General features: G+C 34.3%; 13 protein-coding genes. 6 read left to right on the top strand and 7 right to left on the bottom strand.

Annotated elements, in window-relative coordinates:
- The first annotated feature begins 21 nt into the window (after positions 1-21).
- Positions 22-1,605: a DUF4957 domain-containing protein gene (locus AAYQ19_RS14130; protein WP_343537087.1), complete on the top strand. Its 1,584-nt coding sequence runs from the start codon at positions 22-24 to the stop codon at positions 1,603-1,605.
- Positions 1,606-1,685: 80 nt separating this feature from the next.
- On the opposite strand, the gene AAYQ19_RS14125 is transcribed toward AAYQ19_RS14130, so the two are convergent.
- The 4 genes from AAYQ19_RS14125 to AAYQ19_RS14110 all read right to left on the bottom strand — a co-directional run bounded on the left by AAYQ19_RS14125 (position 1,686) and on the right by AAYQ19_RS14110 (position 4,085).
- Positions 1,686-1,886: a hypothetical protein gene (locus tag AAYQ19_RS14125; protein ID WP_343537086.1), complete on the bottom strand. Its 201-nt coding sequence runs from the start codon at positions 1,884-1,886 to the stop codon at positions 1,686-1,688.
- Positions 1,887-1,955: 69 nt separating this feature from the next.
- Complete coding sequence (locus AAYQ19_RS14120; RefSeq protein WP_343537085.1) at positions 1,956-2,876, bottom strand: helix-turn-helix domain-containing protein; 921 nt, start codon at positions 2,874-2,876, stop codon at positions 1,956-1,958.
- A 2-nt stretch (positions 2,877-2,878) separates the two neighbouring features.
- Positions 2,879-3,442, bottom strand: coding sequence for a DUF6642 family protein (locus tag AAYQ19_RS14115; protein WP_343537084.1), 564 nt, complete (start codon positions 3,440-3,442; stop codon positions 2,879-2,881).
- A gap of 121 nt (positions 3,443-3,563) precedes the next feature.
- Positions 3,564-4,085, bottom strand: coding sequence for an Lrp/AsnC family transcriptional regulator (locus tag AAYQ19_RS14110; RefSeq protein ID WP_343537083.1), 522 nt, complete (start codon positions 4,083-4,085; stop codon positions 3,564-3,566).
- Between the two features lie 97 nt (positions 4,086-4,182).
- On the opposite strand from AAYQ19_RS14110, the gene AAYQ19_RS14105 reads away from it, so the two are divergent.
- Together AAYQ19_RS14105 and AAYQ19_RS14100 are read left to right on the top strand one after the other, a co-directional pair.
- Positions 4,183-5,079, top strand: a complete 897-nt coding sequence (locus AAYQ19_RS14105; RefSeq protein WP_343537082.1) for an EamA family transporter — start codon at positions 4,183-4,185, stop codon at positions 5,077-5,079.
- A complete protein-coding gene (locus AAYQ19_RS14100) occupies positions 5,073-5,855 on the top strand; it encodes an alpha/beta fold hydrolase (RefSeq protein ID WP_343537081.1) in 783 nt (260 codons plus the stop codon). The genes AAYQ19_RS14105 and AAYQ19_RS14100 overlap by 7 nt, the downstream gene beginning before the upstream one ends.
- Here the strand turns inward: AAYQ19_RS14100 and AAYQ19_RS14095 are convergent.
- Positions 5,832-7,295 (bottom strand): glycoside hydrolase family 130 protein, encoded by a 1,464-nt coding sequence (locus AAYQ19_RS14095; RefSeq protein ID WP_343537080.1) that lies wholly within the window; start codon positions 7,293-7,295, stop codon positions 5,832-5,834. The genes AAYQ19_RS14100 and AAYQ19_RS14095 overlap by 24 nt on opposite strands.
- Before the next feature lie 481 nt (positions 7,296-7,776).
- On the opposite strand from AAYQ19_RS14095, the gene AAYQ19_RS14090 reads away from it, so the two are divergent.
- From AAYQ19_RS14090 to AAYQ19_RS14080, 3 genes are all read left to right on the top strand, one after another.
- A complete protein-coding gene (locus tag AAYQ19_RS14090) occupies positions 7,777-9,585 on the top strand; it encodes a glycoside hydrolase family 2 protein (RefSeq protein ID WP_343537079.1) in 1,809 nt (602 codons plus the stop codon).
- Positions 9,586-9,688: 103 nt separating this feature from the next.
- Positions 9,689-10,318, top strand: a complete 630-nt coding sequence (locus AAYQ19_RS14085) for an MgtC/SapB family protein (protein WP_343537078.1) — start codon at positions 9,689-9,691, stop codon at positions 10,316-10,318.
- Between the two features lie 44 nt (positions 10,319-10,362).
- Positions 10,363-10,947 (top strand): 5'-methylthioadenosine/S-adenosylhomocysteine nucleosidase family protein, encoded by a 585-nt coding sequence (locus tag AAYQ19_RS14080; RefSeq protein ID WP_343537076.1) that lies wholly within the window; start codon positions 10,363-10,365, stop codon positions 10,945-10,947.
- 52 nt (positions 10,948-10,999) lie between these two features.
- Here AAYQ19_RS14080 and AAYQ19_RS14075 read toward each other — a convergent pair whose 3' ends face one another.
- Positions 11,000-11,839, bottom strand: a complete 840-nt coding sequence (locus AAYQ19_RS14075; protein WP_343537075.1) for a DUF4249 domain-containing protein — start codon at positions 11,837-11,839, stop codon at positions 11,000-11,002.
- Positions 11,840-11,843: 4 nt separating this feature from the next.
- Positions 11,844-14,462 carry a TonB-dependent receptor gene (locus AAYQ19_RS14070; protein WP_343537074.1) on the bottom strand — a complete coding sequence of 873 codons (2,619 nt, stop codon included), beginning with the start codon at positions 14,460-14,462 and terminating at the stop codon, positions 11,844-11,846.
- Between the last annotated feature and the right edge of the window lie 89 nt (positions 14,463-14,551).

Here is a 14,551-nt window from a genome sequence, read left to right as displayed (position 1 = left end):
GTAAATTAATAAAGTAAGAGTATGAAAACAAAATATATTTTAAAAGGAGCAATTGCGGCATTAGTTCTCGCATTGACTTTTTCTTCTTGTGAGACTTTTCACGATGAAGTAATTGATACTTTGGATGTAAACAGAGCGTTTTCTCCAATAGACCTTAAAGCAACAGTGAGAAATGAAACTTCTGTAGAGCTGAATTGGACAGCCAAACCAGATGCAGATCATTATGTAGTTCAATTTAGTGCTGATGATCCTGAGTTCAAAACTATTTTCAAAACAATAAATGTTGCACCATCTGAATTGCCAGTGAAAGTGCAGCTTGAAGGAGAAACGGTATATTCAATCCGAGTAAAAGCGATAAGTTCAACTGGTTTAGAAGATTCTAAATGGTCGATTACAACTGCTACTACTTTGTCTGAACAGCTTTTTGTTTCGCCAGTACCGGCATCAGATATTGAAGCGACACAAGTTACTTTAAGATGGCCTGCAAACACTAGTGCAACTACTATTACAGTTGAGCCAGGTACTGTGACCCATACTCTTACGGCAGCTGAAAAAGCAGCAGGAGTTGCTGTTGTAACGGGGCTTAAAGGAGAGACGGCTTATAATGCCTATTTATGGAATGGAACAAAGAAAAGAGGTGCGGTAACTTTTACAACTGGAATTGATATTGGAACTGGTATTTTAATTAAGGCAGAAGATAATAATTTAATTCAAAAAATTACTGATTCTCCAAGTGGTTCTGTTCTAGTATTAATGCCAGGAGATTATACAGCTCAAACTGGATTAGTAGCTATTACTAAAACAGTAACGATTAGAGGTCTTAGAACAGAAAATAAGCCAAAGTTAAAACTTAATTTTACTCTTGCTAATAATCCTGCAAATGCAAGTGAAGTGGTAAATTTCTCTTTGATTGATTTAGATATGAGCGGAAGCGGATTAACTGGCGCTGCGATAGCGATAAGCAGCGCTGCTCCAACACAATTAGGAGATGTTTTAATAAGTAATTCTTATGTTCATGATTTTCCTTCTCAGTTAATGTATGGAAATGCGACAGCTAAATTAAAATCATTTACCGTTGATGGAAGTACTATTAAAAATGTAAATACTGCAGGTTCGGCTGACTTTGTTGACTTTAGAGCTACTTTTGTTGCAAATGTTTCTTTAACAAAAAGCACATTCGATACTTGTTCATCGCGCGATTTTGTTAGGCTAGATGCTGTTCTTCCTGCTAATGGAGGTTTTTCAGGAACAGGTTTAACAAGTAATGTGTTAATTGATCAATGTACAATATATACTCCTACATTGCCTGCAGCAAGTAGAATCTTGTATTTACGTTTTGTTTCGAATTTAGCAACTGTGCGTAATACGTTGCTTGCCGTTGGATCTGCAGTTTATACAAACTCAACAGCAACTGCTGCGCCAACGTTCTTGAATAATAATAATTTCAATTCACCTAATTTGCAGCTTGTAGGAAGCAACAATAGACCTGATGCGTCTGCAACTGTGCTAGACCCACAATTTACAAATGCAGCTGGAGGTAATTTTACAATTGGAAACCAAGCTTTAAAAGATAGAAAAGTTGGGGATCCACAGTGGATTAAATAGATATTAATTAAATATTTTTATAGTTAGTTTGAGAGGGATGCAATATTAAATTGCATCCCTTTTTTATTTTGGAGGATGAATTACTCTAATTCAACACAATCGAAAAGTCCGTTGTTTAAAACCAAATCGGTTATTTCGTGTTCGCTGTCAATTCGCAGAATATTATCACAATCTTCGAGGTCAAAATTCCATGAAGTTGTAGGCAGTAATTCGTCAAGAAGGGCAGAAGCTTGCGCTAATTTTGTTTGACTATCAACAGTAGTTTTGAAAACATAAATCATAATTTGCAGTTTTTGATGGGCAAATTTCTGAAAATGTATTTCGATTAAATAGGATTCTATAATCTAAAATTAGGATTTATCAATCATTTTTCGGTATTGAATAGGAGAAACTCCTTCGTGTTTTTTGAAAAAACGACTGAAATAAGATTGGTCTTCATGACCCACTCTTGCTGCAATTTCGTTAATAGAAAGTGTAGTTTGAAATAGTAAATATTTGGCTTCCAGTAAAATGTTTTCATCAATCCATTTTACGGCTGATTTTCCAGTTACGGTTTTTACACATTTGTTTAAATGATTGGGCGTAACACTTAACAATGAAGCATAATGATTGACTTGATGATGGGTTTTAATATGAAGATGAATTAATTCTTTGAATTTACTTGTGATAATTTCTGAAGCCGAAATATTTTTAGAGGACTTAACGGCATTTTTATTCATCTCAAAAAATAAAGCAATCAAATAGCTTTGCACAATATTTAAATTGGCAACAGTAGTTTCGGTATATTCTTCTTGTAAACGTTTAAAAATGGCAGTAACTATTGGAATATCTTCTGCAACTAATTTTGTTTTTGGATTTCCTGAAATTTTTAAGAAATCAAATTCATTAAGTAGTTCTCGACTGCCATACTTTCCGATTAAAATATCAGGGTGAAATTGGCAAATGTAGCCGTTGTATGTATTGTAAATGTTTTTTATCGAAAAGACTTGGCCAGCTGGAACCATAATAATTTCATTCGGGATCGTCTCATATTCTTCAAAACCCAAATTCATTTTATGACTTCCAGATTCGACAAAAATCAAAGTATGGCACAGGTGTTTTGAGGGCGGAACCGGAAATTGCAAATGCATCATTTCCTCTGTTTTTAAACAAAAGAAATGATCCGAATTCGATTTGAAAAGCAAATGCATCGGATTGTCTTCTCCAAGAAATTTTTCTCGGAATCCTTTTGCTTCGTACGTTTTTATTTTCTCTGCTGTATTTGATTTCATCCTTAGTAATATAATCTGAAATCAAGAAGTTTGCAAAGAGCATAATGTTTTTGGTACAATTCCTCAACCACTTCAGTAAGGTCATCGTTTTCTTGATACAAACTAAAGAAGGCTTTGTCAATTGTACTGCAACTCGCTATTTTGTTGTACGTAGATCCATAGCCAGAAATGGCGCGTGCACCTGTTATGTCTAAGAAATATTGCGCCTCTTCATCGTTGAGGTCCAGTCTTTTTTTGTTGGCAAAATGAATAATTTTCCCTTTCATTTTTCCTTCAAAAAGTTCTGCTATTTCCTCAATGCTGTAATAATAATCATGAAGACAAATATTGTTTTCCTGTCCAGGCATTACCAAATAAATGATTTCATAATCTTTAAAATTATGATCGTCATATAATAAGGTGTTTAAGCTTTCCTCAAGACCTTCAATAGTGTCGCAGGTTTTATGAATGCTGGAAATACCTTGGTCAATTGCAATTTCTTCAAGATTTTTAACCACATCAGTTGTAGTAAAATCATCTACATCAGGAACGCCTTCAAGGCAGAAAATAAATTTTTCATTATCCATACCATGTCTTTTGGATTTCGCTTTGAAAGCGGAAATGTGGTTTTAGACAAAAGTATTTTTTTATGCGGAAAAACAGCTATTTAACACTGATTTTAACGTGGATTTTTGATTTGATTAAGGTTTAGAAATGAAGCTGGGTGGATTGTTTGATATAATTCATGACAAATGAACTCTGAACTTTGCTGATGTTTGGAATATCTGAAAGCTTTCTTATGAAATCATTAAAAGCTTCAGGATCCTTAACAACGACTTTTAAAACATAATCGAAAATGCCACCCGTAACATATCCTTCAACTACTTCATCAAGTGCGGCAACTTGTCTGGAAAATTCTTCAACGATATCTAATTGTTGACTGTTAAGAGAAATATTAATGATTACTGTAAAATTTAGCCCTACTTTTTTTTGATCAATAATGGCGACATAATCTTTGATGTATCCTTCATTTTCTAATTTTTTTATTCGGTCGTAGACAGATGTTCTCGACATATTTAATTTTTCTGTCAGATCAGTAATGTCGAATCTAGCATTTTTCTGAAGAATTCGAAGTAGCTCTATTTCTTGTTTGCTTAAATCTTGCATCGGATTTTTTCCGGTTAAAGTATAAAAAAATATTTTTATTTTGTACAAAAATCTGTTTAACATACTTTTTTTGGAATAAATACGTATTATTTTAATATATAATGTTTGTTGTTCTTTGATTTATATATTTGAGTGTACAAAACATATTTTATTGTAGAAAATGAACAAATATATTATCATCGTTGCGCTTGGTGCATTAAGTTTTGGAATGTTATCTTCCTTTGCAAAAATCGCATATACGCAAGGTTATACTCCTGCTGAAATTACTTTGACTCAAGCATTTGTTGGCACAGTAATTTTATGGTCGATTGCTATTTTTAGAACATTGAAAAAAGGACAGAAACTTACTTTGAATTTACAATTGTTATTGGCGGGAACTTCAATGGGAGCTTCGGCATATACTTATTATCTTTCAGTCGCTTTTATTCCTGCTTCTTTAGCGATTGTTTTACTGATGCAAATCACTTGGTTGAGTATTGTTATAGAATGGATATTCTTTAAAAAAAGGCCTAGTAATATTGAAATTGGCTCGGCAGTTTTTATCATTTTTGGAACTGTTTTGGCTGGAAATCTATCAGATTTGAATAATGCTTCTATTTCAATAAAAGGAGTTTTGCTGAGCTTGTTGTCGGCATTGCTTTATACACTTTATATTGTTTTTACTAGTAAAGTTGGAAAGAAGACTCCAATGTTCGAAAAGAGTGCATTAATGACAAGTGGTTCTGCGATGATTATCTTTTTAATTAATTTTGAAGCAATCACGACAAGCAACCATCTTGATTTTGGGTTGTTGCAATGGGGAACTTTTTTGGCAATTTTCGGAACTGTGATCCCGCCAATTTGTTTTACAGTTGGAATGCCAAAAATAGGAGCAGGATTAAGTTCGGTTTTGTTGACTTTGGAGTTGCCTGCCGCTGTTTTTTGCGCACATATTATTTTAGGAGAAAAAGTTACATTTTTACAGATAATAGGAATTGTAATTATGCTTGGCGCAATTATATATCTTAATATTGCCAAAACGAAAAAACAAAAGAAAATTCAGGAAGCGATATGTTAATTAATATAAACGGAAACAATCTTTATATCGAATATCAGAAGAATTTCGAAAACAAGCCAACAATTGTCTTCCTGCATGATTCTTTAGGATGTATAGAACTTTGGAGAGATTTTCCAAAGAGAATTTCAGATGCTTGCCAATGTAATTTGTTGATTTATGATCGATTAGGATATGGAAAGTCAGATCCAATGCTGAGCTTTGTTCGAAAACCAAATTATTTAGAATCAGAAGCTGAAATTTTAAATCAATTGCTGGGGGCTTTAAATGTTGAGAATGCCATCTTATTTGGCCATAGTGATGGTGGTTCGATAGCATTGATTGCAGCGAGTAAATTTCCCGAGCGAATAAAAATGGTTATTTGCGAAGCCGCGCACATTTTTGTTGAAGAAATTACGCTTAACGGTATCAAAGAAGCGGTCGAAGCTTACAACACGACCAATCTTTCTTTGAAACTTCAGAAATATCACGGAAATAAAACTGAAACTGTTTTTAAAGCTTGGACTGAAACTTGGCTTCGAGATGACTTCAGAAATTGGAATATCGAACATCTTCTTCCTAAAATTCATTCCCCTTTACTATTTATTCAAGGAGAAAATGATGAATATGGGACTTTGGACCAAGTAGAGAAAACTCTAGCTTTAGTAACTGGAGAATCAGAAAAATATATTGTTCCAAATGCAGGTCATACACCACATAAAGAGGTTTCAGATTTTGTAGTTTCTAAAACAACTGAATTTATAAAGAATCATTTATCAACTATTTCTCAAAGCAATTAACAATTCGGTTAGATTGACCGTTGCATAAGTCGAGGAATAATCGGAAACGGCATAAGGCAAAATCAAGCTGTTGTTGTGAATAATTGCACCGCAAGAATAAACCACATTTGGTACATAACCTTCACGTTCATCTTCCAGAGGCGCAAGTAACGGTTCTGGAAGTCTTCCAATTTCTTTTGAAGGATCATCAAGATCAAAAAGTGATGCGCCTATGCAATAGCGTCGCATTGTGCCAACGCCATGAGTAATAACTAGCCAGCCTTCTTCGGTCCATAAGGGCGAACCGCAATTTCCTATTTGGGTAAATTCCCAAGTATAGCGCGGTTTTTGCAAAAGAATAGGATTGTTCCATTGTGTTGCTCGCTCAGAATACATAATGTAATTGTTGACACCATCAATTCGGGCAAGCATGGCATATTTTCCATTGATTTTTTTTGGAAACAATGCTAGATTTTTATTTTGTGCACCATCGCCGTGTAGTGGCAATACTCTAAAACTATAAAAGTCTTCTGTTATAATCAATTTTGGTAAAATTGCGTGTCCGTTATATGCGGTATAGGTTGCCATAACACGCGAAGAGCCATCATCATCTGTAAAACGTACAAATCGGGCATCTTCAATTCCGCGACTTTCCGATTCGGAAATTGGAAAAATAACACGTTCTGTAATATCAGAATCATGACTGAACTGAACATCGTAAAAGGAATTGGCAAGCCAGATTATTTCTTCAAGTGCCGTTCTTCTTTCCTGACGAATTGAAGGGTCATTCAAAGCGGTATTGACTAGATTTTTTAATACTACAAATTCAAATGCATCCGGCAAATCCTGCATGATTTGATCTATATATTTGTTCGTGGTATGCATTTCAGACAATTTCGTTAGAAATCGTTCTTTGTTTAATAAAGTTTTATGCTCAATTTCGGCTTTATCAATTTGATTGCCAATTTTCATGATTTGTAAATTATTGTCTTTATCGAGAATTCCTCTTCTAAAAACAATAGAAGAAATATGTCCTTCTCCCGTTGCTCTAAACGAAATGATGACACGTTTTTCGCCAATTTCAAGACCCGATTGATCAAAATCTTCAATAATTGAAGGATTGAAAATCGCAGCTGATTCGATCGCATATTCCATCGTACAATAGGAACCTATAAGCATTTTTCGATTCAATGAAAGTGCTTCGTAGTCAATTTGCATGGCTACAATGAGCGGTTTTATTTTTTCGCAGTGTCTAAAAAATATAGCCGAGATATTTCGGTGCCTTCTGGCAAATTCACGCAGTGTTTGTTCCAAGGTTTCATAAACCTGTTTTTCGTCGAGTGTCATAATCCGTATTACCATCTGCTGGGTTCGTTCGTCGCCATTCATAAAATATCGGGCAACAACTCTTCTGGAATCTGGGGTAAATTTTATGTTTTTTCGGATAACTGATACTCGCATAGTTTTATTTTTTTTAATTGTAATAAAATAAGTGCCTTTAGTAAAATTTATTTCGGGGAATTAAAATTTGCTTTAAAAAATATAGAATTAAAGCGTTTAAATAAGAAAATTATTGTGCATATTCTTAAGCATAAACAAGTTAGTGATTTTGTTAACGAAAAAAAACATTATTATTAAAAATTTTGCATTTGTGTTTTAAAATTAAGACTGAATTTTAACAAAAGACGTAGTTTGGAAATAGAAAAAGTGAAATTTCGTCCTTGTTGAGAAAAGTAGACTTTTTAAGATTGTCCATTTTTTATAAAAATGAATAATTTCTAGCTCAAAACGTATTAAAAGATGGATTTTGGGCTATAATTGATAAGTATTTGATGGGGTGTTTTGAAGATAATCTGAACTTTTGTAACCCCAATTCTGCTGATAAAAATTTAACTTTAGCGATTAAGAATTTCGAAAAAGAAAAAAATAAATGTTTTTAGTTATGAGAAAAATTATAATGCTGTGCTGTGCTTTTTTGTTTATTGGAAAAACTATAGCGCAGGAAGTACCACTATTGTCCAATATTTCGGCAAGAAACAATATTAACTTAAACGGACAATGGCGTTACATTGTAGATCCGCTCGAAAACGGATATTACGATTATCGTTTAATGCCATTAAAAGACAATGGATTTTTCGAAAACAAAAAGTTTAATACGAAGGAACTTTCAGAATACAATTTTGCGACGGCAGCGGTAATGCAGATTCCGTCAGATTGGAATTCAAAAGACGAAAGACTGTTTTTTTATGAAGGAACGGTTTGGTTTGAAAAAGACTTTAATTATAAAAAAGATGCCAAAACAAAAGGTATTCTTCATTTTGGCGCTGTAAATTATGATGCGAAAGTTTATGTAAACGGAAAATTGGCTGGAACTCATATTGGAGGTTATACGCCTTTTAATTTTGATGTAACCAATTTGCTAGTGGATGGAAATAATTTCGTGGTAGTAAAAGCAGATAACAAACGCCACAAAGACAATGTTCCGACTGTAAATATGGATTGGTGGAATTATGGTGGCATTACAAGAGATGTAAATTTAGCTCAAGTCCCGAATACGTATATTGAAGATTATTTGGTTCAATTGAACAAAAACGAGAAAGGAAAAATTTCTGGTTGGATCAAATTAAACAATGAAACAGCAAACGAATCGGTTTCGGTTTCAATACCAGAGTTAAAAATCAATAAAGAAGTAAAGACCGATGCAAAAGGAATGGCTTATTTTGAAATCAAAGCGAATCCAGTTTTATGGACGCCTGAAAAGCCAAAATTATACGAAGTAAAAATAAGCAAAGCTGATGAAAATTTGGTAGATCAAATTGGTTTCAGAACTATTGAAACTAAAGGAAAAGAAATTCTGCTAAACGGAAAAAAAGTCTTTTTGCGAGGCATCAGTATTCACGAAGAAGCACCTTTTAGATCAGGGAGAGCGTGGTCAACAGAAGATGCTCACACGTTGCTGACTTGGGCAAAAGAATTAGGGTGCAATTATGTTCGTCTGGCGCATTATCCTCACAATGAAAATATGGTAAAAGAAGCGGAGAAAATGGGATTAATGATTTGGTCTGAAGTTCCTGTTTATTGGACGATTTCATGGACAAATCCAGATACGTATGCCAATGCAGAACATCAATTGCATGATATGATTTACAGAGATAAAAACCGTTGTGGTATTGTGATTTGGTCAATTGCAAACGAAACCCCACATGGTGATGATCGCGATGTCTTTTTAAGTAAATTAGCAAAGTATGCTCGTACTCAAGATAATTCTCGTTTAATAAGTATGGCGATGGAAGTGACCAAAAGCCCAAACAATGTAAATACATTGCAGGACAATATGAATGAATATGTTGATATTGTGAGTTTCAATCAATATTTAGGTTGGTACCGAGGAACAAACGAATCTTGCAAAGATATGACATGGGTCATTCCGTACAATAAACCAGTTATAATTAGTGAATTTGGGGGCGAGGCTTTGCAAGGCTTACATGGAGATAAAAAAGATCGTTGGAACGAAGAATATCAAGAAGAATTATATATTCAGAATACACAGATGTTCAATCGAATTGAAGGTTTGGCAGGAGTATCACCTTGGATTTTAGTTGATTTTAAATCACCAAGAAGACAATTGCCAGATATTCAGGATTTCTTTAACAGAAAAGGCTTGATTTCAAGTTCAGGAATTAAGAAAAAAGCTTTTTATGTGATGAAAGATTGGTACGCACAAAAAGAGAAAGAATACAAAGACAATTAAGAGTAATTGTTTGCTACGATCCGAAACCTCCAAAGTCATTTTGATTTTGGAGGTTTTTTTATGTTTTTTATGTAATTTTAACTTGAAAAAACAGGAGATATAAATGGAATTAGAAATTGTAGTCAGATTGCTTTTAGCTGCCTTTTGGGGAGCTTTAATTGGTGCCGAAAGAGAATATCGGGGAAAAGCTGCTGGTCTTCGAACCACAATAATGATTTCTGTGGGAGCTTGTTTTTTTACCTTTATGTCGATTTGGATCGGAGGATCAGGAAATCCAGACCGAATTGCTTCGAATATTGTAACAGGTTTAGGTTTTCTTTGCGCTGGTGTTATTTTCAGATCAGATAGTCATGTCAGCGGCATTACAACTGCAGCAACAATTTGGTCGGTAGCGGCAGTGAGTATGGGAGTAGGAGCTGGGTATTATTTTGCTTCAGCTTGTGCCGCATTAATGATTCTTTTGATTTTGACCATGCTGACCGTTTTGCAAGACAAAATTGATATCAGCAATGAACATAAAATACTTCGTATTACATTTAAGCGTACCGAAGATGGCCATCAAAAATGCAAAGAACTTTTCTCGGAATATGACATAAAATCAAAACTGATTATTCAGCGCTGTAATCAAGATCATGTTACTTTAGAATGGCAAGTACATGCTTCCAAAAAATCAATGGAGTTGCTGACAACAGCACTTTTACAGAATCCAATTTTCGAGGAATTGATTTTGTGATTGAATTTAACCGTATTTTTGCCAACGGAAAATTAAAATCAATCATGATAAAAATTAATCAAACGGAATCTTTTGCCGTTGAAGATATATTATTCTGTTTTGCTTTGGAGTCTGAAGCAGCAGAAGTTTTTAAAGAAAATAACATTTTATTTACTGGAATTGGAAAAGTAAATGCAGCTTACGAATTGGCGAAAGCAATTCAAAACAAAAAGCCTTCCATAATTATAAATCTTGGATCTGCGGGAAGCAGCACTTTTCAAAAAGGCGAAGTTATTTGCTGTACTAAATTTGTACAACGTGACATGGATGTTCGTGGTTTAGGTTTTGCCTTATTTGAAACGCCATTATCTGGTTTGCCTCCGGTTTTAGAATATGGTTTGAAAATGGATGATATGAAAGAAGGAATCTGTGGAACTGGCGATAACTTCGAAATGCAACATTCTTCGCACATATATAATATCGTTGATATGGAGGCGTATGCTTTGGCGATGATTGCGATGAAGGAAAATATTCCCTTTTTATGCCTAAAATATATTTCTGACGGAGCTGACGATAATGCTGCAGAAGATTGGACGATTCAAGTTCATAAAGCGGCAATTGCTTACGGTAAAATTTTAGGATTGATCTAAAAACAGAAAAGCCTTAACATAATCGTTAAGGCTTTTCTGTTTTTGTAAAAATCTATTTTACTAAGTAAGAAACCTGATCAGCTTCGCATAATCTAAAGTAACCCAATGCATAATTATTTACATTGTTTGGGTTTACAATATTCCCTCTGATATTTCCCGGTGGAACCTGAAACGGATTTGAGTTTGAAGCTTCCAAAATCAATTTCATATAATTAAAAAAGTTTTTAGAAATACCACGATGCAAAATATTCAATGTATTTCCAGGCTTCATATCTTCATGCGAATATCTCGTGTTTATTTGGTTTCCGTTATAGAAATCGTCATTTGTTATTTCGTATGCTGGAAAAATTAAAAATTCGCTTTGATAATCGGTTAAGTAGAAATTGACTTGGTCAGCAGGATCGGTGTAATAAAAAGTGACTTCGATTACATCTTTTCCGCCAAAATCAGGAACTATTTTCTGTTCTACTTTATCGATTGGTGTTACCGATGTCAGCTTTTCAACAGCCGTATAACTTTGCCCTTCGGCTTGAACAAACAATTTATAATCCATGTCAATTACAGGAACAAAATTGGTGCATTTATAAACTCCTGCTTCGGCTTCGGTAAAAGTAAAAACGTCGCCATTACTGTTTTCCACACGTACTTGTGCGCCAGAAACTTTTGGCGTTGTGCCATTGTAATAAGGCGCCGTTTTGCTGATTTTTATGGTTTGTTCATTTCCTGCAGTTCCTTTTTTCCAAACGATTTCGGCATCAATTACCAGTTTGGTTTCGCCAGTTTCCAAATCCAGATTTACGACATCTTCACAAGAGCTGAAAAACAAAACAGAAAAAAGACTCAATAAAACCAATGCTTTATTCATGATGCTGTATTTTTTTAATTTTTTCATAGCATTAAAATTTAAAATTATAAGAAACTCCAGGCACAATTCCGAAGATTGAAAGCCTTCTTGTTTCATTCATTCCTGTATCTTCATTGGTTGTAAAATTCATTGAAGCGGCATTTTTTCTATTGTAAATATTATAAATGCTGAATACCCAATAGCTTTGCCATCCTTTCTTTTTCTCTGGTCTTGGCGTATAAGTTGCAGCAACATCTAAATGATGGAAAAGTGGTAATCTGTTTTCATTTCTCAAAGAATAATTTGGAACGTGGATGCCACCAAATTCATAATAACCATTTGCATACGTCACTGGCTGACCAGATTGCAAAGTGAAATTTCCATTAAAAGACCATTTCGGACTAAATTCATAACTCCCAACAACACTTAAATTATGCAATTTATCATAACCAGATAAATACCAATCGCCGTTTGCAATTCCTGGTTCTTCAGGCGTTCTTCCCGGTGTTTTTTGTTCTGCTCGAGATAAAGTATATGAAATCCATCCAGTGAAGTTTCCGGTGTTTTTTCTCAGCAATAACTCCATTCCGTAGGATCTTGCTTTTCCGTTCAAGATAACTTGTTCAATATTATTGTTGGCCAAAACATCAGCTCCGTCGATATAATCAATTCGGTTTTGGACATTCTTATAAAATAATTCTCCCTCAAAAGAATAATCGCCGTCTTTGAAGTTTTTAAAATATCCTGCTGCATACTGATCTAGCATTTGCGGTTTGGTGAAAGGTCCGCTTGGGGTCCATATGCTCATTGGCAAGGGAGATTGCGTATTCGATAAAATATGAATGTATTGCGCCATTCTGTTGTAACTTGCTTTTATAGAAGTGTTGTCATTAAAAGCATAAGACAATGCCGCTCGAGGCTCAAAATTATCAAAACTGCTTATCGTTTTTCCTTTTCCATAATATACGCTTCCAGTTGGCGTTCCTTCCTGATAAATATTATATAACGGATTAAAAATTACCGATTGACCATTTTCATAAGTACTAATTTCTTCTGAACCTAAACGATAAAACATGCTGTAACGAAGTCCGTAACGGAAATTCAATTTTTCTGTAATCTGATTTTCAAAATCGATAAATGCTGAAGTTTCTAAAGCATATTTTTTATCCAATTGCTGATAATTAAACTGGGAATCAGAACTTGTTGGCTGTACAACTCCCGGATTGAAATTATAATACAAACCGTCGATTCCGTAGTTTATTTTGAATTTTTCTGATTTCTGGTAAAACCAATTGTACTTCAATCCGTAACTTTTTATGTTGCTGTCCCATTCAAAATTTTCTGAAGAAAGTCCTAAATTGAATTTGTAATCACTGTAAAAAGCCGAAAGATTAGTATTTAAACGCTCTGAAAATTTATGTTTCCAGCTCAAGATTCCCATCGTGCTTCCGTAAGTGCTTGAAAAACGCTCATTGATATCAAATAAATCATTTCCTAAATAACCAGAAAATGAGATCGTATTATTAGCATTGAAACGATAATTAAATTTAGCATTCAAATCATAAAACATGGCAGAGTTTTTATTGTCTGCCAGTTTCATGAACAAATGCGCATACGAAGCACGTCCGGAAAGGATGAACGAACTTTTCTCTTTCTGTATTGGTCCTTGAACCAAAAGGCGGCTCGAAATAATTCCGATTCCACCGTTTACTTTATATTCTTGAAAATCTCCGGTTTGTTGTGCTACATCCAAAACAGAAGAAACACGTCCACCAAATCGAGACGGAATACCGCCTTTATATAAATCTAAACCATTGACAATATCAGCATTAAAAATCGAGAAAAAACCAAACATATGTGAATCTGCGTAAACAGGAGCACCGTCTAAAAGAATCAAATTTTGGTCGGCAGCGCCACCACGAACGTTAAAACCTGATGAAGCTTCTCCGGCATTGGTAACTCCAGGCAAAGTCAAAATTGATTTTAAAGGATCTGGTTCGCCCATTGCAACAGGAATTCTCTTGATTTCTTGCATCGAAAGCTTGTTGACACTCATTTGAGTGTTTTTAATATCTGTCGCTTTGTTAGTGGTCACGATAACTTCGCCCAATTGCTGACTGTCTGATTCGATATTGAAATTGATAGTCGCATCATCAGAAATCGTGATTTCTTTTTCCTGATTTTTAAACCCAACATAACTAATTACAAAAGTGTAAGTGCCATCTGGAACCTCAAGATTGAATTTTCCATTATAATCTGTTATGGTGCCAGTTTCCAATTCTTTAATGAAAATATTGGCACCAATAACGGGCTGTTTTTCGTCATCAATAATTTGGCCTTTCAGCTTGTTTTTTTTTTTAGCCGTTTTGTGAGATTGCGATTTCTGTTTTACAAAAATATTGTTGCCAACAACAGAAAATTGTATCGTTGCCGTTTTGTTTAATTCAGAAATAAGCTTGTCGATTTCGATTTGTTTATAGGTATTTTTCTTTGTGAAATATTTTTTGTCAGTATCGATTTGATCTGTAAAGGCAAACTTAAAGTCACTTTGATTTTCAATCTGTTTGAAAAATTCTTTTAAGGTCATATTCTGATCTACAGTAACATTTACCTTTTGTGCAGACATGCTTAAGCTGAGTAAAAAAAAGCATGCTGAAATTATATGCTTCATGAATTTTTGTATTTTTGAATATTATTGAATGGAATAACTTCGTGTTATTCTGACTATATAAGGAGGATGTGTAGTTTCGCGGCTTGCAT

It is taken from the genome of Flavobacterium mesophilum, from assembly GCF_039581405.1.
Lineage (GTDB): Bacteria > Bacteroidota > Bacteroidia > Flavobacteriales > Flavobacteriaceae > Flavobacterium.
The sequence above is the reverse complement of the archived record's forward strand: the minus strand, read 5'-3'. Positions and strand labels throughout refer to the sequence as shown.